The organism is Janthinobacterium aquaticum (genome assembly GCF_009208565.1).
Taxonomy (GTDB): Bacteria; Pseudomonadota; Gammaproteobacteria; order Burkholderiales; family Burkholderiaceae_D; genus Janthinobacterium.
Genome location: NZ_WFLK01000003.1, coordinates 331,287 through 353,070 on the forward strand (window position 1 = coordinate 331,287; position 21,784 = coordinate 353,070).

Here is a 21,784-nt window from a genome sequence, read left to right on the forward strand (position 1 = left end):
AAGTCAAGCTTAGTCCAATTCGGCCGGCTTGGCTAGACAGCACACAGGAAGGCGATCTTTATTTTTTGATAAAGACCAGATCCCAGACGCCATGCCCGAGCTTGATGCCGCGGTTCTCGAACTTGGTCAAGGGACGGTAAGCCGGTTGCGGTGCGTACCCTTGCGCGCTGTTCTGCAGTTGTGGCTCCGCACCCAGCACTTCGAGCATCTGCACCGCGTAATCTTCCCAGTCGGTAGCGCAGTGCAGGTAGCCGCCCGGCGCCAGGCGCTCGCTCAGTTGCCTGACGAATGGCGACTGGATCAGCCGACGCTTGTTGTGGCGCGCCTTGTGCCACGGATCAGGGAAGAACACATGAATGCCTGCCAGCGAGCCGGCAGGAATCATATTGGCCAATACTTCCACTGCGTCATGCTGCAGCAGGCGCAAGTTGCTCAAACCTTCTTCGCCGATCAGCTTGAGCAAGCTGCCCACGCCCGGCGTATGGACTTCGATACCGATAAAATCCTTCTCCGGCATCGCCTTGGCGATATGCGCGGTGGTGGCGCCCATGCCAAAGCCGATTTCCAGGATCACCGGTGCCTTGCGGCCGAAGGTCTGCTCGAAATCGAGCGCCTGCTTGGCATATGGCAGCACAAACTGCGGCCCCAGCGTTTCGAGCGCGCGCGCCTGCGCGATGGACAGGCGTCCCGCGCGGGTGACAAAACTGCGGATGCGGTGTTCGGTCGGATCGTACATCATTGGCCGCACCGGGCCGTTTGCTGGGGTATCAGAAGACATGGGAATGAACAAGGTAGCGGCGCCGCGCAATGGCAGCTCCAGTCAAAGTGGAGCGGGTGAAGGGAATCGAACCCTCGTCGTAAGCTTGGGAAGCTTCTGCTCTACCATTGAGCTACACCCGCGAAGTGTGCATTCTACGCGGGTTGAGAAGAAGTTGGCAAACACTGCGCAATGGTAGCCGGCGCAGCAAATGCTGCCAGTCAAAGTCGTGGCAATATTTGTCTATCTGTTGCAACATCGTAAGGAAAACGCCTGAAAATGCTTTAATATAGATACTGATTGCCTCTGAAATAGCAGTTTCCAAGGTGCGCGTACAGACGATCGGCTGGAATGTTGCTACAATCGCGTACTTAGTTTCATAATTTATAGCGTTTTACCCCTGTAACCCACCAAGGATATATTCCATGAAAAAAATTCTGATCGCTTCGGCAATCCTGGCTTTCGCTTCGGCGCAGGCAATGGCTCAAACCACGGCACCAGCTGTACCAGCTAGCACCGCTCCAGCAGCTCCAGCAGCTGCTGGCGCAGCTGGTGGCGCAGCTGCCGGCGCTACCGTTGCCGGCCTGAGCACCAGCGCCCTGATCGCTATCGGCGCTGCCGTTGCTGTCGTAGCCGGCGCAGCAAGCTCGGATTCGACCACCACCAGCCATCACGGCACCACCAGCCACCACTAATCGCTGGCTGCCCAGGCAGCGCGATGCAGGCCAGACATGCAGATTGATCCTCAATCTGTCAGTGATGGCCTGATGTGGGATGAGGTGAAATCATCACGATCTCAGCCTCAGCAAAAAGAGCCCTTTTCAAATGAAACGGGCTCTTTGTTTTTCTTCAGCAAATAATTCGATGCAGGCCCGAGCATCTTTCCAGGCACCTCATCACCTTTAAGCCAGACCTGCTTCATGCCTGTCATTCATTTAATCGTAGTGATCTTATTATCATGAAAAACCAGCCTTTCTACAAACGCCTGGTTTTTGCCTTGGATGGCATTGCTGCGGCACTGCGCCTGGAATCGAGCTTTCGCCTGCAATGCCTGGCCGCTCTTATCGTCATAATCATGCTGGCGTGCTTCAGGCCGCCCATGATCTGGTGGGCATTACTGCTGCTAAATTGCGGGATGGTGCTGGCAGCAGAGCTATTCAATACAGCACTTGAGCACTTGATTGATCATGTGCATCCAACCGTGCACCCCAGCATTAAGATCGCCAAGGACTGCGCGGCCGGCGCAGTCCTGCTGCTCAGTGTGAGTGCAGTCATCGTGTTTATTGCTTTTCTGATTCAGTATTTTCAGATGTAAACATTAATTCATCATCATTACCCGGGACAGGCCACAGTCCAAGCCGGCCGGGGTTTCCCCCTGCAGAGCCGGCTTGTCACTGATTCAACCTTAATATTTGCTTTGCCAGGTCACGCTGATTTCTTTCGGTCCTGGATTGATCGACAGCCCCGACTTGCTCTGATCGCGCTGGGCCTGCCATAGCCAGCTACCCACGGCGTAACCGAGGATACCACCGGCAACGGTATCAGATACCCAATGCTTGCGACCAGCAACACGGCCTGCCGACCCAAGCGCTGCCACGCCATACAACCATGGCGCGTCGTACTCTTGAGCAAAAGGCGTCACGGCAGCAAAGGCGATCGTTGAATGCCCTGAGGGGAACGATGCATCCGAACGCTTCTTGCCCTCACCCACAGTCGTCCACGGGCCACGATTCTCATCAGGACGGGCACGGCCAATCGCATATTTCCCGACCAATGCCAGCCCTGTAGCGGCAGCAACCGATTGCATGGAAATCAGGCCGATATTTTGCAAGCGTTCGTCGCCCAGAGCAAAGGCGGCCCCAGCGGCACCGACCAGAGCAAAAGGCATGACTTTGCCGACCTTATCCCAATTGCGCAACACGCTGGAATCCTGATGCTTTTTGACAAAACGGTCAACCGGCTTGTCACTCAATGCCGATGCCACCACCACGCCACCGACCAGCGCCGTTGCCTTGACCCAGTCAGCCGGTTCAGGCAAAGCGGACGAAGATTGCTCCAGTCGCGCACGCATGGCAGGCCAGGGACTGACAAACGGCTGAACCGGAGGATTAACCGCTGGCAGAGTTTGCTCGTCTGGGCGTTCTGCAAAATTACCAAGACCATCGTAACTGGACATGTCGGCACGCGGGCGCTCCACCATGTCATACAGGTCACCAGGCGATGCCACCATCTGTCCGCCGTCACGCGTCCATGGAGAAATAGAAAAGCCTGCAACGGTCTGCGTATCCATCGGCAACATGGTGTTCAGTGGTACCGACAGGAAAACACCGCGATCCTGGTAGGGATCCGAAGGCTTGCCCGGAGTGGTGATGTCATTGGCGTTGGTGTGGGTATACCAGGCGCCAACTTCGATACCGGACTGGAAGCGACGTTTGACTTCTACCCGCACGCCGGAATCCTTGGCCAGGAACCTGCCGGCGCGCGCCGTCACAGTGATGTCGTGCGGCAGACGATAATGCATCGAACCGATTGCGGTAACGGTTTTATAGTCGAGTGAGTCAAACAAGCCCTTGTAGCCGCGCTGCTGCAATGCATCGACTGCCAGGTCGGCAGCCCACCGGCTGTCTTTTGGTAAATACAATACCTGCCCGCCGACGCCGCGGAACATGTCCTCATACAAACCGGCAGACAAGCGGGTGTAAACGCGCTCGGCAGGATTATCGTATTTATTGAGCATGATACGGCTCAGCGAAAAGCGGCCTCCACGCATATATTTCGCTACATCGCTGCGCACATGCGGCAATTCACTGTTCGATGGCTGCGTGACGCCCGATACGGTTTCCAACAATTGCAGGCTGGCTGCGCCATTAAAATACCAGCCATCGCCAAGGCGCCGGTCATAATTGGCCAGCGCCGAGATCGAATAACGGAAAGCGCCGCTGGGATCGTTAAAGAAGAAGCCTACCTTGGGCGCAATCTTGAAACGATTGGCTTCCCGGTCCACCGATTTAACCTGTACCACGTCGCCATCGACACCAAGGCCTACGGCCATCTTGCCATCATTCTCAATGGCATTGGTGGCCTTGACCACTGCTGGAACGGGCATGGTGGCAGGCATGGCAGCAGCGCCTGCCGACGATGCAATCGCGGGCCCATTGGCCATGACCGGTGCCACGGAAGATGCGGCAGGTGAGGCAGATGGGTAAACAGAGGCCGGGCGGTCAAGAAATTCGTTCAACCATGCTTGCTGATTATCACGGATGACATCGCCCCTCTCAGGGTAACGCACCAGCACGACGTCAAGAAAAGCCTTGCGATCAATCTTGCCGGCAAAATAATCCTTCAGTTTCGGCAGATCGACAAACTCGTAGGTAGCAATCGGCTGGTCCAGCTTGGTGTATGTGATGCGGATATTGCTCACGCCCACAGGCGTAAATGCAATTGCAGTGCGTGCTGCACGACCTACGGCGCGGCCCAGGTTGGAAATACGACTGTTGGTCAGGGTCAGTGCCAGCGTATTTCCTTCTTGTACGACACGAATGTTTTTATAGTCCTGCTTGACCAGGGCATTGACCAGGTCGGCGCCATAGCCAGCGTCGTTGTGCCACTGCTCCCTCGTTGGCAGCGGCGGTGGATTCTTGTCATCGACAAAATAAGCGGGCTCGAACAACTTGGGAATGAACTCGCGCTCGCCAAAGGGAATACTGACAGAAGCATTGATACTGAATTGGTCACGGCTGCGCGCGGCTTGCAGCGCAAGCCAGCCCCAGCGGTATTCCAGGCCCATGGACGGGCCTTTCCGGCGCCCTCCGGCACTGGTTTCGGCAGCGCGAAAATCGCGTACATAGTTAGTGGTGTCATACTCCGCCACCACCGACCAGCGCGGCAATGCCGCTGGACTCCAGCGCAAGCCGGCAAATGGGCCATCGGGGCGGTTGCGCGCATAACCCAAACTGGCCTCGATGTTCTTGGTCGCGCCAAATGTCTTGGTAGCAACCACATATTGCCCCTTGAATAATTCGGTACCAAACAAGTCGGTCGCACCGACTGCAACCGACGGCAACCATGTAGTTTCTTGCCACAAGCGCAGTTTTGCATCAATCACCTTGTCCTTGTAACGGCCATAGCCGCTCCCATACTCACCAGGTACATTGGTAAAGCCAGGAATACCGGTAATCGACACATAGCGCCCGGTCATCTGCAAGAACGGCAATATATTCGATGTCACCCATAATTGGCCATAGGGACTATCGTAGCTGTAACCCACGCTGAAGGTGCCATCCGGCTCCACCACTGCGGAAGGCATATTGATATAACCTGATTGGCCGCCATGATTTGGCGTTGCCGCGATTGCGCCGTGCGCGCCCAGGATCAGGCATCCGCACCAGGTATATTTCACTGATTTTCTAAGTACGCTTAACAAATCCGACTACCTTTTATCTATCCTGCATCGAAAATTTCTGACAAGATACCCAGAGGTAAAAGCGGCTGAAGCAACTTGGAAGAAACAAAGAAAGGCCAACTGCAGGGGATGAATGCCCAACCTCAGTTCGCCGCTGACTATGCTTGAAACTTGACGTGAAGCCAGTGCGATCAGGTCATCAAGAATCTATGCCGCAAGATTTTAACACTGTTTTCTTGTATTAAAGATGTGACTTGTTTCGTGTTCAACACAATAGCCACCGCAACAACAGGTGTCGCCTGGCTTCATATCGCAAGTACGCTCCAGGACCTCAAAGACCATTTCAACGTTGAATAATCACTGTCTACGAGTGACGACCGGTCCCAATAAGCGATGCCGGAAACGCCGAGAAACCAGCCACATGGCCAGCGCAAGACCCGTCAGCGCCAACTGTCCTGCCGCTAGCCACAATACCGAACCCGACAACATCGGCGAAATCACGCCAGCGACGATCGCACCGAGCAAGGTGCTGGCAAACGACTGGCAGGAGGCCACCGTGCCGCGGATATGCGGGAACAGGTCGAGCGCCAGCAAGGTGGCGCCCGGGCCAACCAGCGACATGCCGAAGGTGTAGAAGAACAGCGGCAGCACGCTCCACGGCAGCATTGGGGGCAAGAACAGGTGGTACACCACGTTGACGCTGGCCGCGCACAGCAGGAAAGCAAAACCGATGGCGATCTGGCGTGCAAAGGTCATCTTGCCGGCGATGCGGTTGGCGGCGGCGGCGCCCAGGAAAATGCCGCTGACGCAGGGGATGAACAGCCAGGCAAACTGCGATGGCCCCAGGCCCAGCTGTTTGGGCAGCATTTCAGGAGCGGCAGTAATAAACAGGAACAGGCCGCCGAAGTTCAGCGCCACGATGCCGGCCTTGATGTGAAATAGCGGCGAGCGCAGGATTTCGCCATAGCTCCTGGCCAGAAAGCGCGGATTGAAAGGCTGGCGCTGGGCCAATGGCAGCGTTTCAGGCAGGCGCCAGTAGCAAAAGCCCAGCAGTATCACGGTGTAAAACGCCAGGAACAGGAAGATCGAGCGCCAGTCGAACCAGATCACGATCCAGCCGCCCAGGATAGGGGCGACGGCCGGCGCGATCGAAAAAATCATGGTCACCAGCGACAGCAGCCGCGCCGCCGCCGCATCGGCATACAGGTCGCGGATAATGGCGCGGCTGATCACCACGCCGGCGCCGGCCGACACGCCCTGCAATATCCGGAAGAACCACAGATAATGGACGGTATGGGCCGAGGCGCAGCCGAGCGAACCGATGGCAAACATCAGCAGCGCCACCAGGATCACGTTGCGCCGCCCGAAGGCGTCCGAGATGGCGCCATGCCACAGCACCATGCCGGCAAAGGCCAGCATATAGAACGTCAGCGACTGCTGTACTTCCAGCGGCGAGGCCTGCAGCGAGCCCTGGATGGCGCCGAAAGCCGGCAGATAGGTATCGATCGACAACGGTCCCAGCATCGACAGGCCGGCCAGCATCAGCGCCAGCGCCCCGCGGCTCAGTGGCGCCATATGGCTTGGGGCGGGAGGTGGGACGGGTGTGACCGGGTCGGGCGGCAAATCTGCGGGGGGTGTGGGAAACATGGGAGTCCAGAATGGCGGCGCGAACCGATACCGGTTCGCGCGCGAGGGTAACTGCAAGTTTTTACTGCATGGTCATATTACTGCTGTGGCTTGGGTTTTGCCTCTTCACGGCGGTTGTAACCGGCAACCATATCGAAGCGGAACAAACGGCATTCCAGCGCACCGTTGAAAAACGGCGTCTTGCGCGCTTCTTTCAGGCGCAGCAGTTTCGGCAGGCCCAGGTCGGCGGTAAACAGGAACACGGTCCAGCCGGCAAAGCGCTGCTTCAACGTAGTGCCCATCGCCGAATAGAACGAGGTCGACAGTTCGTCTTCCGGCAAGGTGCTGTCGCCGCGCACGCCGATGCGCTCGCCGTACGGCGGGTTGGTCAGCATGATGCCGGCCATTGCGCTAGGCGGCTTGACTTCCTGCGCCTCGATCTGTTTGAGCGGCACCTCGAAGCGCACGCCGGCGCAGCGCAGGTTGTGGCGCGTCATGGCCACCATGTCGCCCGAGATATCGCTGCCGAAAATGGTCGGCTCGGCTGGCAGGGGCAGCACTTTGATGGCGTTCTTCATGGCGTTCCACGGCGCCGGATCGAAGTCGTGGAAGTTTTCAAACGCAAACTGGCGCGCGGCGCCGGGCGGGATGCCCTGCACCATCTGCGCCGCTTCGGCCAGGATGGTGCCCGAGCCGCACATCGGGTCGAACAGCACCATGCCCGGCTTCCAGCCCGACACGCGCAAGAGGCCCGCAGCGAGATTCTCGCGCAGCGGCGCATCGCCCGTCTCTTCGCGCCAGCCGCGCTTGAACAGCGCTTCGCCGGACGTATCGAGGTAGACGGTAAAGGTGTGCGCGTCGAGGAAACCGACGATGCGCATATCCGGCGTCTTGGTATTGACCGACGGACGCTCGTTGAACTGGTCGCGGAAGCGGTCGCAGATCGCATCCTTGATCTTCAGGGTGGTGAATTCCAGGCTGCGCAGCGGCGACTTGACGGCCGTCACATCGACGCGGATGGTGTGGTGTACGCCGAACCAGTCTTCCCATGGCTGCGCCAGGGTCAGGTCGTAAATGTCATTTTCGGTCTTGTAGCCCGAATGGGCCATGCGCATCAGCACGCGCGAGGCGATGCGCGAATGCAGATTCATGCGGTAGGCGTCAGTCAGCTCACCCGAGCAGTGCACGCCGCCCGGTACCTGGTTGTGCACCTTCATTGTGCTGCTGTCCTGCGCGATTTCGCTCAGCTCTTCGGCCAGCGCCGCTTCCATGCCGCGTGGGCATGGGCAAAAAAATGATGCCATGGTGAGGATACCTTTTATCCGTTAAAAACAATTTACTTGAAATCCCAGCGACATCTTGCGTAGGTCGGCTTAGCCCGCAGGGCGTAAGCCGACAAACACCGCCGCCGACTGAGCTTGTCGGATTACGCGCGGAGCGCTAATCCGACCTACGTTTAAAAATTCACCTCGCCAGCGCCCGCTCGACAAAATCGAGCCGGTCCTGGCCCCAGTAGCCTTCGCCGTCGACGATATACCAGGGTGAGCCAAACACCGAGGCAGCGGTGGCCGCTTCGGTATTGGCGTCGTACTCGGCCTGCACGCTGGCCGTCTCCGCCGTCTTGAGCAACTGGCGGCCGTCAAAGCCGGAGTCGAGCGCGATCTGCGCCAGCGTGTCTTCGTCGCCGATATTGCGCTCTTCCGCCCACAGGCCACGCATGATGGCGTGCGCCAGATTGAGCGACGCTTCCACGCCATGCGCCAGGCGCGTGGCAATAATCAGTTTCGCCGCCGCTTCCGGCGAAACCGGGAAAAACTTCGGCTGCAGCGTCAACGGCACTTGCAGGTGCGCCGACCAGCGCGCCAGTTCGGCCAGGCGATAGGCCTGGCGCTGCGGCGCGCGCTTGGCCAGCGGCAGGCCGCCCGAGACGCTGAACACCTTGCCCAGGTCAAACGGGCGCACGTCGATCTGCGCGCCCTGCTGCCTGGCGATCTCCATCACGCGCGCATGGCCGAGATAGGTCCACGGCGAATGGGGAGCAAAGAAATACTGGATGACCTTGTTCTGGCTGGCGTTCACGGCGTCTCCTTAGAATGGCTTGACCACGACCAGGATCACGATCGCCAGCAGCATCACCACCGGCACTTCGTTAAACCAGCGGAACCAGGTGTGGCTGCGCTGGTTGATCCCTTTTTCAAACTTGCGCAGGATCGCGCCGCAGGCATGGTGGTAGCCGAGCAGCAGCACCACCAGCGTCAGCTTGGCGTGGATCCAGCCCGGCAGCTTCATGCCGCCCTCGCCGCCGCCATACTGCATCCACAGCAGCACCAGGCCAAACACCATCGCCGGCAAGGCCAGGATCGACATGAAGCGATACAGCTTGCGCGCCATCAGCAGCAGCCGTTCGGTGGCTACCGTTTCGGTTTCCATCGCCAGGTTGACGAAAATGCGCGGCAGGTAGAACAGGCCGGCGAACCAGGAGGTGATGAAAACGATGTGCAGTGCTTTAATCCAGAGCATGGGTTTCCCGCAGTCAGAGGTAAAAAAAGAAGACGCTTGTTTGCGTACTTGTTTGCGTACTTACTTGCGTAACTTACTTTCGTACTTCACCGTGGCCAAACACCACGTACTTGAGCGAAGTCAGCCCCTCCAGACCGACCGGGCCGCGCGCATGCAGCTTGTCGTTGGAAATGCCGATCTCGGCGCCCAGGCCGTACTCGAAGCCATCGGCAAAGCGGGTCGAGGCATTGACCATGACGGAAGCCGAATCGACCTCGCGCAAAAAGCGCAGCGCGTCGCTGTAGTTTTCGGTGATGATCGATTCAGTATGCTTGGACGAATACTGATCGATATGGTCCATTGCCTGCTCGATGCCGTCAACCACGCGGATCGCCAGGATCGCCGCCAGGTATTCGGTACGCCAGTCTTCTTCGGTGGCCACCGCCAGATACGGGTAGCCGGCAGCGGCCAGGATCGCGTGGCTTTCCGGATCGGCACGCAGCTCGACCTGCTTGGTGGCGTAGCGCTCGGCCAGCAGCGGCAGCACGGTGGGCGCGATGGCGCGCGCGACCAGCAGCGTTTCCATGGTGTTGCAGGTGCCGTAGCGGTGGCACTTGGCGTTAAAGCCGATATCGACTGCCTTGACCAGGTCGGCCTGGTCGTCGATATACACGTGGCAGATGCCGTCCAGGTGCTTGATCATCGGCACCGTGGCCTCGTCCATCAGGCGCGCGATCAGGCCCTTGCCGCCGCGCGGCACGATCACGTCGACGTATTGCGGCATGGTGATCAGGGCACCCACGGCGGCGCGGTCGGTGGTGTCGATCACCTGCACCGCATCGGCCGGCAGGCCGGCGCCGGCCAGGCCTTCGGCGACCAGTTTTGCCAGCGCGCGGTTGCAATGAATGGCTTCGGAGCCGCCGCGCAAAATGGTCGCATTGCCGCTCTTGATGCACAGGCCGGCCGCATCCACCGTTACGTTCGGACGCGCTTCATAGATAATGCCGATCACGCCCAGCGGTACGCGCATCTGGCCCACCTGGATACCGGTCGGACGGTATTTCATGTTCGAGATTTCACCGATCGGGTCGGCCAGCGAGACGATCTGCTGCAAGCCCTCGACCATAGTGGCAATGGCCGCGTCGGACAGGGTCAGGCGATCGAGCATGGCCGGCGCCAGGCCGGCGGCAGCTGCCGCATCGAGGTCGAGCCGGTTGGCCGCGCGCAGCAGGTCGGCGTCGCGCACAATGGCGTCGGCGATCAGGGTCAAGGCGCGGTTGCGCGTGGCGCTGTCGGCGCGCGCCATGGCGCGAGAAGCGGCGCGCGCCCGCGTGCCAACGTCCTGCATATACTGTGTGATATCCATGCTGTCATCCATCATATGAAAATACTTAACCGCGGCAAACCTTCAAGGCCAGCTGCAGCAACGCATCCCAGGCGTCGCCCGCATAGCCCTTGGCCCGCAGGCCCTTGATCATCTTGTCCACCTGCGCCGCCTGCTGCAGCGCATGCTCGAGCACCGGCAGCGAAACGCGCCGCAGGGCCGGCTCCATCATGCGCTCGCGCGGACCCCAGATGCGGTATTCCTTCATCAAAGCGCCCAGCGGCCGGCCCTGCGCCATGCCGGCCTTTAACTTCAACAGCGTGCGGATCTCCTCGGATACCGCCCACAGCACCAGCGGCAGCGCTTCACCTTCGCCTTTCAGGCCTTCGAGCATGCGCACCAGGCGCGCCACATCGCCGCCCAGCATCGCTTCGGACAGCTTGAACACATCGTAGCGGGCCACGTTCAGCACCGCGTCTTGCACCTGTTCATAACTGAGCTTGCCCGGCTCGTGCAGCAGGCCCAGTTTCAAAATTTCCTGGTGCGCCGCCAGCAGATTGCCTTCCACGCGGTCGGCAATAAAGTCCAGGCTGGCGCGCTCGGCGCTTTGCCCTTGCGCCGCCAGGCGCTGGCTGATCCAGTTCGGCAACTGCCCGCGCTCCACATTGGCAATCTCGATATACACGGCCGCCTGCTGCAGGCTGGCCACCCAGGCCGCCTTCTGCGTGGCCCAGTCCAGCTTGGGCAGGGTAATGAGCGTCAGGTTGTCGGGACTGAGGTTTTTCGCATAGCTTTGCAGCGCCGCGCCACCGTCCTTGCCCGGCTTGCCGGTCGGGATGCGCAATTCGATCAGCTTTTTATCGCCGAACAGCGACAGCTCCTGATTGGCCGCCAGCAGTTCGCCCCACTTGAAGCTGCGCTCCACGCTCAGCACATCGCGCTCGCTGTAGCCCTGTGCGCGCGCGGCGCGGCGGATCTTGTCGGCCGCTTCGAGCGCCAGCAGGTGTTCGTCGCTGCTGATCACATACAGCTGCGCCAGGGGCTTGGCGACATGCGCGTCGAGCGCTTCGATCCGCAATTGCATGGCGTGCTTACTGCTGCACGGCCGGCGCAACGGGTGCTGCAGGCGCCACCGACATGGCCGGCAATACCGGCTTGATGGCGGCCAGGCGGCGCATGATCTGCTGCACCATATCGTTGCGCATGTCGCGGTACAGCTGCGCTTCTTCCGTTTCCTTGGCCAGCACCTGCGATTCATTGAAGGTGATCGGCCGCGTCAGGCTGATGGTGGTAGGCGCCAGCACCTGGTTGCCGGCCTTGTCGACCACGCGGAAATTGATCGAGTAACCGAGCTGGTATTCGCGCACGCGGCCGTTACTGTTGAGCGACAGAATGGTCTTGGTGCGGTTCCTCTCGGGATCGCTGAGCACTTCCAGGTCGGCGTCCGCCTCGGCCTTGCTGTCGACGATCTCGGTGCCGCCGATGGCGCGGATATAGCGTTTCAGGTCGATCGCCAGCGGCGACGCATCGGGCAGACCGATATGGAAGGTGGCAAACGGCAGCATGAAACTGCCGTTCGAGCCGCGCAGATGAAAGCCGCAGGCCGACAGCGCCACGGCCAGACCCAGCGCCAGCGCAGCGCGCCGGCCCAGCGATACAGGAGAGGAGATGGTCATGATTACACCACGATGCTGATTAATTTGCCCGGCACGACGATGACCTTTTTCGGCGGGGTCTCGATGTACTTCTGCACGCTTTCGCAGGCCAGCGCCAGCGCTTCGATGCTGGCCTTGTCGGCGTCCTTGGCTACCTTGATCGAGCCGCGCAGCTTGCCGTTGACCTGGATCATCATTTCAATCTCGGCCTGCTCCAAAGCTTGCGGATCGACCTGCGGCCAGGCGGCGTTCAACAGGTCGCCATGCACGCCGGCGTAGCCCAGTTCCTGCCACAGCACGTGTGTGATGTGCGGTGCGACCGGATTTAACAGGCGCAGGAAGATCGAATAGCCTTCGGCGATCACCGCGTTCGATTCGGCGCTGTCGTCAAGCTTGGCCGATTCGAGCGTGTTGAGCATCTTCATGCAGGCCGACACCACGGTGTTGTACTGGATGCGTTTCAGATCGTAATCAGCCTGCTGCAGCAGCTTGTGCAGTTCGCGGCGCAGGGTTTTCTGCGCTTCGCCGCTGGCGGCAACGGAGCCGGCCGCCAGTGCGGCAGCAATCGTGGCCGACTGCGCATGGCCGAAGTTCCACACGCGGCGCAGGAAGCGGTTGGCGCCTTCCACGCCGCTGCCCGACCACTCCAGGGTTTGCTCCGGTGGCGAGGCAAACATGGTAAACAGGCGGGCCGTATCGGCGCCGTACTGCTCGATCTGCGCAGCTGGATCGATGCCGTTGTTTTTCGACTTCGACATCTTCTCGGTGCCGCCGATTTCCACCGGCGCGCCGTCAGCCACCAGAATGGCCGACTGCGGACGGCCCTTGTCGTCCAGGCTCAAGCTGATATCGGCCGGGTTGAACCAGGTCTTCTTGCCGGCCGCGTCTTCGCGGTAATAGGTTTCGTTGAGCACCATGCCTTGCGTGAGCAGGTTGACGAACGGCTCGTCGAACTTGACCAGGCCGAAGTCGCGCATGATCTTGGTCCAGAAGCGCGCATACAGCAAGTGCATCACGGCGTGTTCGATGCCGCCGATATACTGGTCCATCGGCATCCAGTAGTCGTTGCGCGCGTCGACCATGGCGTCGTTCGAGCCCGGCGAGGTATAGCGCATGTAGTACCACGACGAATCGACAAAGGTGTCCATGGTGTCGGTTTCGCGGCGTGCAGGTTTGCCGCACTGCGGGCAGTCGCACTGCAGGAAGGCTTCATATTTGTTGAGCGGATTGCCGGTGCCGTCCGGCACGCAGTCTTCCGGCAGCACCACCGGCAGGTCTTTTTCCGGCACCGGCACCACGCCGCAGTCCGGGCAGTGGATCATCGGGATCGGCGTGCCCCAGTAGCGCTGGCGCGAAATACCCCAGTCGCGCAGGCGGAAGGTGGTTTTCTTCTCGCCCAGGCCCAGCTCGGCCAGATCAGCCGCTACCGCATCAAGCGCGGATGAGAAATGCAGGCCGTCATACTTGCCCGACGCAATCAGCACGCCTTCCTTGCTGCCATACCATTCCTGCCAGGCATCGAGCGAGAATTGCTCGCCCTTGACTTCGATCACCTGCTTGATCGGCAGATCGTATTTTTTGGCAAAGCCGAAATCGCGCTCGTCGTGCGCCGGCACGCCCATCACGGCGCCGTCGCCGTAGGTCATCAGCACATAGTTGCCGACCCACACTTCCACCTGGGCGCCGGTCAATGGATGGGTGACGAACAGGCCGGTCGGCATGCCCTTCTTCTCCATGGTGGCCATGTCGGCCTCGATCACGGAGCCGAGCTTGCATTCGGCGTTGAAAGCGGCCAGTTCAGGGTTGCTTTGCGCTGCGTGGACGGCCAGCGGATGCTCGGCGGCCACGGCGCAGAAGGTCACGCCCATGATGGTGTCGGGACGGGTGGTAAACACGTACAGCTTGCCATCTTGAATCGGCGCGCCGTCGGCGCCTTTAATCTCATGCGGGAACGCAAAGCGCACGCCGGTCGACTTGCCGATCCAGTTGGTCTGCATGGTGCGCACGCGCTCGGGCCAGCCCGGCAGCTTGTCGTCGACATAGGCCAGCAGTTCTTCGGCGTAGTCGGTAATGCGCGCGTAGTACATCGGGATTTCACGCTTTTCAATCAGCGCGCCCGAGCGCCAGCCGCGGCCGTCGACCACCTGTTCGTTGGCCAGCACGGTCTGGTCGATCGGGTCCCAGTTCACGGTGCCGGTCTTCTTGTAGATGATGCCTTTTTCCAGCATCTTGAGGAACATCCACTGGTTCCACTTGTAGTATTCAGGCTTGCAGGCGGTCATTTCGCGCGACCAGTCAATCGCCAGGCCCATCGACTCCATCTGCTGCTTCATATGGGCGATATTCGAATAGGTCCACTGCGCCGGCGGCACATTGTTGGCCATGGCCGCATTTTCAGCCGGCATGCCGAACGCATCCCAGCCCATGGGCATGAGCACGTTGTAGCCGTTCATGCGCAGGTAGCGGTACATCACGTCATTGATCGTATAGTTGCGCACGTGGCCCATGTGCAGCTTGCCCGAAGGGTAAGGCAGCATCGAGCAAGCGAAATACTTGCCTTTAGGGAAACGCGGGTCGTTTTCGACGGCTTTATAGGCGTCGATGGCCTTCCAGTGCGATTGGGCGGCTTGTTCGACGTCGGCGGGACTATATTTATCTTGCATGATGTGCGGCCAATGAGTGGATATGAACCGAACATTATAACGGGTGTCGGTGCCCGGTAGCGTGGCATGGCGCAGCCACGGGCTGGCGCCGCATGTAAAATCAGGCCATTGCCCTGTTTGCACCCGCCACCCCATGATCGTCTACCGCGAGTATGCCCCCATCCCTGCCCTGCGGCCGTGGCTCGACTGCGTCTGGAGCTGCCGCGTGCAAGCTGGTGCGGCGCCCCTCACGCACCAGGTGCTGCCGGACAATTGCATCGACATCCTGTGCCAGGATCAGCAGGACGCCAGCTTTGCGGTCGGCATGATGACGGCGCCGATTGCCGTGGTCAGTCGCGGCCTGGTGCAGACGGTGGCGGCACGTTTCAAGCCCGGCGCGGCCAGCCGCTTTTTCCGGCTGCCCTTGTGCGAGCTTAATGACGGCCGCGCCGAGTTGGGCCAGCTGTGGGGACGCGAACTGGCCTTGCGCCTCGGCGACGCACTGTGGAGCGAGCCGCTGGGCGATGTGCAGCGCCTGGCCATCCTGCAAGACACGCTGCTGCTGCGGCTGCAACAGGCACCGCCAACGCCAGCCGGCCTGATCGAGCAGGCCATCGCCGTGATTGAACGGGCGCAAGGCGGCCTGCGTGTGGACGCGCTGGCGCACAACCTGGGCGTATCGCGCCAGCATCTGGCGCTGCAATTTCGCCATCAGGTCGGCCTCAGTCCCAAGCTGTTTGCCCGCATCTGCCGCTTTCGCGCCGTGCATGGCGCACTGCGCCACTTGCCGGCGCAGGCCGACTGGGCCCAGCTGGCGCTGCAATATGGCTACTTTGACCAGTCCCACCTGATCCACGACTTCCACGACTTTGCCCATAGCGCGCCGGAAGCATGGCTGGCGCAGCGCCAGCGCTAAAGCTTCCATTTTTACAATCGCCGGTGCCCGACTCTGTGGCATGCTGACACCATTACTTTCTAACCAGGAGATACCCATGATCAAAGGTTTGCGCACCGTCACCTATCCCGTTCCCGACCTGGAGAAAGGCAAGCAATGGTATAGCCAGGCATTCGAGACCACGCCTTACTTCGACCAGCCGTTTTACGTAGGCTTTGCCATCGGCGGCTTCGAGCTGGGCCTGCTGCCCGACGGCCAGCCGGGCACCCAAGGCAGCGTGACGTACTGGGGCGTGGACGGCATCGAAGCCGAAGTCGAGCGCCTGCTGGGCCTGGGCGCTACCTTGCACCATGCCATTACCGATGTTGGCGACGGCATCCGCACGGTCGAGCTGCTGGACCCGTTCGGCAACCAGCTCGGCCTGATCGACAACCCGCATTTCGATACGGCCAAGGTAGCTTAAGCGGCCTGCTGCTGCAGCCACTGCCGGAACGGCTGCAGCGCCGCCTTTTCATGCGCCGCTTCCGGCTCGATCAGGTAATACGCACGCTGGCCTCGCAGTGGGCGCTCGCACACAATCTGCAGTTCGCCGCGCGCCAGCTCCGTCTCCACCAGCATGCGCGGCAGCAAGGTCACGCCCTGCCCTTGCACCGCTGCCATCGCCAGCATGGAAAACAATTCATAGCGCGCGCCATAGCGAGCTTGTGCGCCATCGACCTGCATGGCGTCGAACCATTGGCGCCAGGCGCCGGGACGCGTGCTCGGCTGCAATAGAGGCAGCTCCAGCACATCGTGCGCACTCCAGCTGCTGCGCCCGGCCAACAGGCGCGGACTGGCCACCGGCAATATTTCTTCATGCATCAGCAAGGTCGCGCGCGTGCCGGGCCAGCGCGCCAGCTGTTCTGGCGTGCCCGCATACAGGGCCGCGTCGTATTCAGTATCGGCAAACATGAACGGCTTGGTATAGGCGTCGATATGCACCACGATGTCGGGATGCGCGCTGGCCAGCGTATGCAGGCGCGGCATCAGCCAGCGCGTGGCAAAGGTCGGCACGGACGCCAGTTGCAAGGCGCCGCCGCCGCCCTGGCGCGCCATGGTGTCGAGCGTGTCGCGCTCCAGACCATCGAGGCGCGCTGCAATCTGGCGCGCATAGGACGCACCGGCGGCAGTCAGCAGCACGCCGTGGCGCGTGCGCTGGAACAGCTGCACGCCCAGGTATGTTTCCAGCGCAGCGATCTGGCGCGACACCGCGCTTTGTGTCAGCGCCAGTTCGCGCGCCGCATGGGTATAGCTCTGGTGGCGCGCTGCTGCTTCAAAGCAGTTCAGCGCCTGCAGCATGGGAATCTTGCGGGGCATGGCGTCTCCGGTAATCAGGTTGCCAGTATGGCGCAAGATATGCATCTCGCGCATATCTGGGTGAGAAAAAATCGTTTGCGCAAGGCTAGCCAAAAATCTACCATGACTTCCACTACCTTTTACCCTTGCGCCGGCGTTCCGGCGCCCACTTGCGAGGCACGACATGAGCAAAGCTGTATTCGACTGGAATTCCCCCCTGCTGCTGGATGAACAACTAACGAGCGAAGAGCGCGCCGTGCAGGACGCAGCGCGCGAATACTGCCAGGGCCAGCTGGTGCCGCGCGTGCTCGAGTCGTTCCGCCACGGCCGCACCGATGCCGCCATCTTCCGTGAAATGGGTGCGCTGGGCCTGTTGGGTTCGACCATTCCAGAGCAATATGGCGGCGCCGGCCTGAACTATGTGTGCTACGGCCTGGCCGCACGCGAAGTCGAACGTGTCGATTCGGGCTACCGCTCGATGATGAGCGTGCAGTCGTCGCTGGTGATGGTGCCGATTAACGCGTTTGGCAATGAAGAAACCAAACAGAAGTATTTGCCGAAACTGGCCACGGGCGAACTGATCGGCTGCTTCGGCCTGACCGAGCCGAACCACGGCTCCGACCCGGGCAGCATGGTCACGCGCGCGCGCAAGGTACCGGGTGGCTACAGCCTGTCGGGCGCCAAGATGTGGATTACCAACAGCCCGATTGCCGACGTATTCGTGGTGTGGGCCAAGGACGATGAAGGCGCAATCCGCGGCTTCGTGCTGGAAAAAGGCTGGAAAGGCCTGTCGGCGCCCGAGATCCATGGCAAGGTCGGCCTGCGCACCAGCATTACCGGCGAGATCGTGATGGACGAGGTGTTCTGCCCCGAAGAAAATGCGTTTCCCGATGTGCGCGGCCTGAAAGGCCCGTTCACCTGCCTCAACAGTGCGCGCTACGGCATCGCCTGGGGCGCATTGGGCGCGGCCGAAGACTGCTACCTGAAAGCACGCCAGTACGTGATGGACCGCCAGCAGTTCGGCCGTCCGCTGGCGGCCAACCAGCTGATCCAGAAAAAACTGGCCGATATGCTGACCGAGATCACCATGGGCCTGCAGGGCTGTCTGCGCCTGGGCCAGATGAAAGACGCCGGCTCGCCAGCGGTGGAAATCACTTCGATCATGAAGCGCAACAGCTGCGGCAAGGCGCTCGATATTGCCCGCATGGCGCGCGACATGATGGGCGGCAATGGCATCTCCGACGAATTCGGCGTGATCCGCCACCTGGTCAACCTGGAAGTGGTCAATACCTATGAAGGCACGCACGATGTACACGCCCTGATTATCGGCCGCGCGATTACCGGCATCGCTGCCTTCAATGGTTAAGGACCTTGCCGCCACGCTGCGCGCCGCACCGCTGGCCGGCCTGCGCGTGCTCGACCTGTCGCGCGTGCTGGCCGGGCCCTGGGCCGGCCAGTTGCTGGCCGACCTGGGCGCCGACGTGGTCAAGGTCGAGCAGCCGGGCCGCGGCGACGACACGCGCGCCTGGGGCCCGCCCTACCTGAAAGACGAAGACGGCCGCGATACCGTTGAAGCCGCCTATTTCCAGTGCGCCAACCGCAACAAGCGTTCACTGTGCATTGACCTGGCCACGCCGGAAGGCCAGCAGCTGGTGCGTCGGCTGGCGGCGCAGGCCGATGTACTGCTGGAAAACTTCAAGGTGGGCGGCCTCAAGCAATATGGACTCGATTCAGCCAGCCTGCTCGAACTCAATCCGCGCCTGGTGTACTGCTCGATTACCGGCTTTGGCCAGCACGGCCCGTATGCGGCGCGCGCCGGCTACGACTTTCTGATCCAGGGCATGGGCGGCCTGATGAGCATTACCGGCGTACCCGAAGGCGAACCGGGTGCCGGGCCGCAGAAGGTGGGCGTGGCGCAGACCGACATCATGACGGGACTGTATGCCACCATTGCGGTACAGGCCGCATTGGCCGAACGCGAGCGCTCGGGCCTGGGCCAGCATATCGACCTGGCCCTGCTTGACGTGCAGGTGGCAGCACTGGGTAACCAGGCCGCCAATTACCTGTGCGGCGGCGTCGTACCGCAGCGCATGGGCAATGCTCACCCCAATATCGTCCCCTACCAGGCGTTTCCTACTGCCGATGGCGACATGATCCTGGCAATCGGTAACGACGGTCAGTTTGCCCGCTTCTGCGCCATTGCCGGCCATCCGGAATGGGCCGAAGACTCCCGCTTTGTCACCAACCCGCAGCGCGTGGCGCACCGCGCCATATTGATCCCGCTGATGCGCCAGGCCACCGTCATGCGCACCACAGATGAATGGATCACAGCTTTTGAGCTGGCCGCCGTACCATGCGGCCCGGTCAACCGCATCGACCAGGTCTTTGCCGATCCGCAAGTGGTGGCGCGCGGCCTGAAGGTGGAGATGGCGCATCCGACAGCCGGCAAGGTGGCGCTGGTGGCCAACCCGGTGCGCCTGTCTGCGTCGCCGGTGCAATATCGGCTGCCACCGCCGTTGCTGGGGCAGCATACCGACGAGGTGCTGGGGGAGTGGCTGGGGTTGGAGCCGCAGGATGTGATGGGGTTGCGGGAGCGCAAGGTGGTGTGAATACCGGCGTAAATACCGCGTAGGTCGGATTAGGCCGCAGGCCGTAATCCGACAACATTGTTGGCGCCGGTGGTGTTGTCGGATTACGGCCCGAAGGGCCTAATCCGACCTACTTCAACGTCAGCTTCAACGCCGGCTTCTCGCCATAATCCTCGTAGCGTTCATTGATGCCGGCCACGCAAAACGTGATTTCTTCCAGCAGGTCCGGCACTTGCGCCTTCATGCTGTCGGCGTCCTGCACCACGATCTCGAGCAATTCGTTTGGCTTCAAACGAAACTGCGTCATGTTTTCATCGTCGCGCAGGTAGCTCAGGCAATCGACCCACGCGTCCATGCTGTTGCCGTAAAACGCGGGAAAGCCGAAGGCTTGCACGCATTGCGCGTGGAAACTCGCCTCGTCGGTGATGTCCTTGCCGTTCAGGGTGACTGTGGCCATGATCTTCCTCAGTTTTTCAGCGACAGCACGTCCTGCATGTCGAACAGGCCGGTCGGCTTGTCGGCCAGGAAGCGCGCCGCGCGCAGGGCGCCATGGGCGTAGGTGACGCGGCTGCTTGATTTGTGGCTGATCTCGATGCGCTCGCCGATGCCGGCAAACAACACCGTATGGTCGCCCACCACGTCGCCGCCACGGATGGTGGCAAAGCCGATGGTGGACGGGTCGCGCTCGCCGGTCACGCCTTCGCGGCCGTACACGGCGCATTCTTTCAGGTCACGCCCAAGGGCACCAGCTACCACTTCGCCCATCTGCAACGCGGTGCCCGATGGTGCATCGACCTTGAAGCGGTGATGCGCTTCGATAATCTCGATATCGTAGCCTTCGGACAGGCTTTTGGCGGCCAGCTCCAGCAGCTTCATGGTCACGTTCACGCCCACGCTCATGTTCGGCGCAAACAGGATGGCGGTTTTTTCGGCGGCAGCGGCAATCGCGGCCTTGCCGGCGTCATCGAACCCGGTGGTGCCGATAATCATCTTGATGCCGTGCTCGGCGCAGTAGGCCAGATGCTGCAGCGTGCCTTCCGGGCGCGTAAAGTCGATCAGATAGTCGGCGCCGGAAAGGCCTTTGGCCAGGTCGGACTCGATCAGCACGCCGGCAGGCTTGCCGAGAAAAGCAGCAGCGTCCTGGCCGATCGCCGGCGAGGAAGCGATATCGAGCGCGCCGGCCAGTACCGCGTCGGGCGCATTGGCCACCGCTTCGATCAGGATATGGCCCATGCGGCCGCTGGCGCCAGCAATGGCGATGTTCAGTTGGGTCATGATTTACTTTCTATACAACAATTACTTGGCAGGTGCATCAGGTACAACGGGCGTCTCGGCTGGCGCCGGCGCCGGTTTGGTCACCGGAATCATGGCCGGTGTATTGTCCGGATTGGCCGGCACCGCCGATGGCGCTACCGGCGACGGCACGACTGGCGTGGGCGCATCGGCCTTGGCCAGCTTCTTGGCAAACGGCGATGGACCGGCGATGCGGTCGATATATTCTTTTTCCGTCGGCAGGTTGCCGCCTTCAAAGCGCGAGACCTTGCCGTCCTGGTCAAAGAACACCACCACGCGGCTGGTGGTAGTTTCGCCATTGCCACGGGCCAGGCGGAACGGGTAGTCCCAGCGGTCGGCATGGAAGATGTCGGTCAGCAGCGAGGTGCCGAGGATAAAACGCACCTGGTCGCGCGTCATGCCCACTTTCAGCTGCGCCAGCATTTCTTCGGAAACAAAGTTGCCTTGTTGAATGTCAGGACGGTACGGCGAGAAAAACCACATGAATTTCTGCAGTTGCGTTACGGTGGTGGTCTGTGCGCCGCTGGCCGGCACCACTTCCGCGCTCTGCTGCTGGGCCGCCGCCGGCTTTTCACCCAGAATGCCACGATTGGCGCAGCCGGAAGCCATCAGCGCTATGCAAACCAGGCCAGCTGCAACCGGTGCTCGGAGTGAAATACGGTGACGCAAGGATGGCAATACAGCCGGAATGACACGCATAGTGACCTCAAATTGATGAAAAAACGTCGGCAGTAACTGCGCTGCCCAAAAAAGCATATTTTGGCACGC

20 protein-coding genes and 1 tRNA gene are annotated in these 21,784 nt (G+C 60.9%); 6 read left to right on the top strand and 15 right to left on the bottom strand.

The features are described 5' to 3' along the window. Nucleotides 1-58 precede the first annotated feature (58 nt). Nucleotides 59-739 carry a tRNA (guanosine(46)-N7)-methyltransferase TrmB gene (gene trmB, locus GCM43_RS07025; RefSeq protein WP_152242969.1) on the bottom strand — a complete coding sequence of 227 codons (681 nt, stop codon included), beginning with the start codon at nt 737-739 and terminating at the stop codon, nt 59-61. Nucleotides 740-826: 87 nt separating this feature from the next. Continuing rightward, a tRNA-Gly gene (locus GCM43_RS07030) sits at nt 827-900 on the bottom strand. A gap of 282 nt (nt 901-1,182) precedes the next feature. On the opposite strand from GCM43_RS07030, the gene GCM43_RS07035 reads away from it, so the two are divergent. Further along, the gene (locus tag GCM43_RS07035) at nt 1,183-1,452 is read left to right on the top strand and encodes a hypothetical protein (RefSeq protein ID WP_152242800.1); all 270 of its coding nucleotides are present in this window, start codon (nt 1,183-1,185) and stop codon (nt 1,450-1,452) included. A 263-nt stretch (nt 1,453-1,715) separates the two neighbouring features. Continuing rightward, a complete protein-coding gene (locus GCM43_RS07040; protein WP_152242801.1) occupies nt 1,716-2,072 on the top strand; it encodes a diacylglycerol kinase in 357 nt (118 codons plus the stop codon). Between the two features lie 90 nt (nt 2,073-2,162). On the opposite strand, the gene GCM43_RS07045 is transcribed toward GCM43_RS07040, so the two are convergent. From GCM43_RS07045 to leuS, 9 genes are all read right to left on the bottom strand, one after another. Then, a complete protein-coding gene (locus GCM43_RS07045; protein ID WP_226929366.1) occupies nt 2,163-5,180 on the bottom strand; it encodes a YjbH domain-containing protein in 3,018 nt (1,005 codons plus the stop codon). Nucleotides 5,181-5,516: 336 nt separating this feature from the next. Next, nucleotides 5,517-6,734, bottom strand: coding sequence for a multidrug effflux MFS transporter (locus tag GCM43_RS07050; RefSeq protein WP_152242971.1), 1,218 nt, complete (start codon nt 6,732-6,734; stop codon nt 5,517-5,519). 149 nt (nt 6,735-6,883) lie between these two features. After that, nucleotides 6,884-8,089 carry a THUMP domain-containing class I SAM-dependent RNA methyltransferase gene (locus GCM43_RS07055; protein ID WP_413770933.1) on the bottom strand — a complete coding sequence of 402 codons (1,206 nt, stop codon included), beginning with the start codon at nt 8,087-8,089 and terminating at the stop codon, nt 6,884-6,886. A gap of 160 nt (nt 8,090-8,249) precedes the next feature. After that, complete coding sequence (locus GCM43_RS07060) at nt 8,250-8,864, bottom strand: 2-hydroxychromene-2-carboxylate isomerase (protein WP_152242802.1); 615 nt, start codon at nt 8,862-8,864, stop codon at nt 8,250-8,252. A 9-nt stretch (nt 8,865-8,873) separates the two neighbouring features. Beyond that, nucleotides 8,874-9,305: a CopD family protein gene (locus tag GCM43_RS07065; protein WP_152242803.1), complete on the bottom strand. Its 432-nt coding sequence runs from the start codon at nt 9,303-9,305 to the stop codon at nt 8,874-8,876. A 73-nt stretch (nt 9,306-9,378) separates the two neighbouring features. After that, the gene (locus tag GCM43_RS07070; RefSeq protein ID WP_152242804.1) at nt 9,379-10,650 is read right to left on the bottom strand and encodes a glutamate-5-semialdehyde dehydrogenase; all 1,272 of its coding nucleotides are present in this window, start codon (nt 10,648-10,650) and stop codon (nt 9,379-9,381) included. A gap of 25 nt (nt 10,651-10,675) precedes the next feature. Beyond that, nucleotides 10,676-11,692, bottom strand: a complete 1,017-nt coding sequence (gene holA, locus GCM43_RS07075) for a DNA polymerase III subunit delta (protein WP_152242805.1) — start codon at nt 11,690-11,692, stop codon at nt 10,676-10,678. Between the two features lie 7 nt (nt 11,693-11,699). Then, a complete protein-coding gene (locus GCM43_RS07080) occupies nt 11,700-12,284 on the bottom strand; it encodes an LPS-assembly lipoprotein LptE (RefSeq protein ID WP_152242806.1) in 585 nt (194 codons plus the stop codon). A 2-nt stretch (nt 12,285-12,286) separates the two neighbouring features. After that, the gene (gene leuS, locus GCM43_RS07085) at nt 12,287-14,926 is read right to left on the bottom strand and encodes a leucine--tRNA ligase (protein ID WP_152242807.1); all 2,640 of its coding nucleotides are present in this window, start codon (nt 14,924-14,926) and stop codon (nt 12,287-12,289) included. Nucleotides 14,927-15,059: 133 nt separating this feature from the next. Between leuS and GCM43_RS07090 the strand changes: the two genes are divergently transcribed. Continuing rightward, nucleotides 15,060-15,821 carry a helix-turn-helix domain-containing protein gene (locus tag GCM43_RS07090; protein WP_226929367.1) on the top strand — a complete coding sequence of 254 codons (762 nt, stop codon included), beginning with the start codon at nt 15,060-15,062 and terminating at the stop codon, nt 15,819-15,821. A 76-nt stretch (nt 15,822-15,897) separates the two neighbouring features. Next, on the top strand, nt 15,898-16,263 hold the full coding sequence (locus GCM43_RS07095; protein ID WP_152242808.1) for a VOC family protein: 366 nt from the start codon (nt 15,898-15,900) through the stop codon (nt 16,261-16,263). Here GCM43_RS07095 and GCM43_RS07100 read toward each other — a convergent pair. Beyond that, nucleotides 16,260-17,156, bottom strand: coding sequence for a LysR substrate-binding domain-containing protein (locus GCM43_RS07100; protein ID WP_152242809.1), 897 nt, complete (start codon nt 17,154-17,156; stop codon nt 16,260-16,262). The genes GCM43_RS07095 and GCM43_RS07100 overlap by 4 nt on opposite strands. A gap of 163 nt (nt 17,157-17,319) precedes the next feature. Here GCM43_RS07100 and GCM43_RS07105 point away from each other — a divergent pair, with 163 nt between their 5' ends. Beyond that, nucleotides 17,320-18,501, top strand: coding sequence for an acyl-CoA dehydrogenase (locus GCM43_RS07105; protein ID WP_152242810.1), 1,182 nt, complete (start codon nt 17,320-17,322; stop codon nt 18,499-18,501). Continuing rightward, complete coding sequence (locus tag GCM43_RS07110; protein WP_152242811.1) at nt 18,494-19,744, top strand: CaiB/BaiF CoA transferase family protein; 1,251 nt, start codon at nt 18,494-18,496, stop codon at nt 19,742-19,744. The genes GCM43_RS07105 and GCM43_RS07110 overlap by 8 nt, the downstream gene beginning before the upstream one ends. A 109-nt stretch (nt 19,745-19,853) precedes the next feature. Here GCM43_RS07110 and GCM43_RS07115 read toward each other — a convergent pair whose 3' ends face one another. From GCM43_RS07115 to GCM43_RS07125, 3 genes are read right to left on the bottom strand one after another with little or no spacing between them, the layout of a single operon-like run. Further along, nucleotides 19,854-20,180: a barstar family protein gene (locus GCM43_RS07115; protein WP_152242812.1), complete on the bottom strand. Its 327-nt coding sequence runs from the start codon at nt 20,178-20,180 to the stop codon at nt 19,854-19,856. An 8-nt stretch (nt 20,181-20,188) separates the two neighbouring features. Further along, a complete protein-coding gene (dapB, locus tag GCM43_RS07120; protein WP_152242813.1) occupies nt 20,189-20,998 on the bottom strand; it encodes a 4-hydroxy-tetrahydrodipicolinate reductase in 810 nt (269 codons plus the stop codon). Between the two features lie 21 nt (nt 20,999-21,019). Then, a complete protein-coding gene (locus GCM43_RS07125) occupies nt 21,020-21,625 on the bottom strand; it encodes an outer membrane protein assembly factor BamE domain-containing protein (RefSeq protein WP_413770934.1) in 606 nt (201 codons plus the stop codon). Nucleotides 21,626-21,784: the final 159 nt, after the last annotated feature.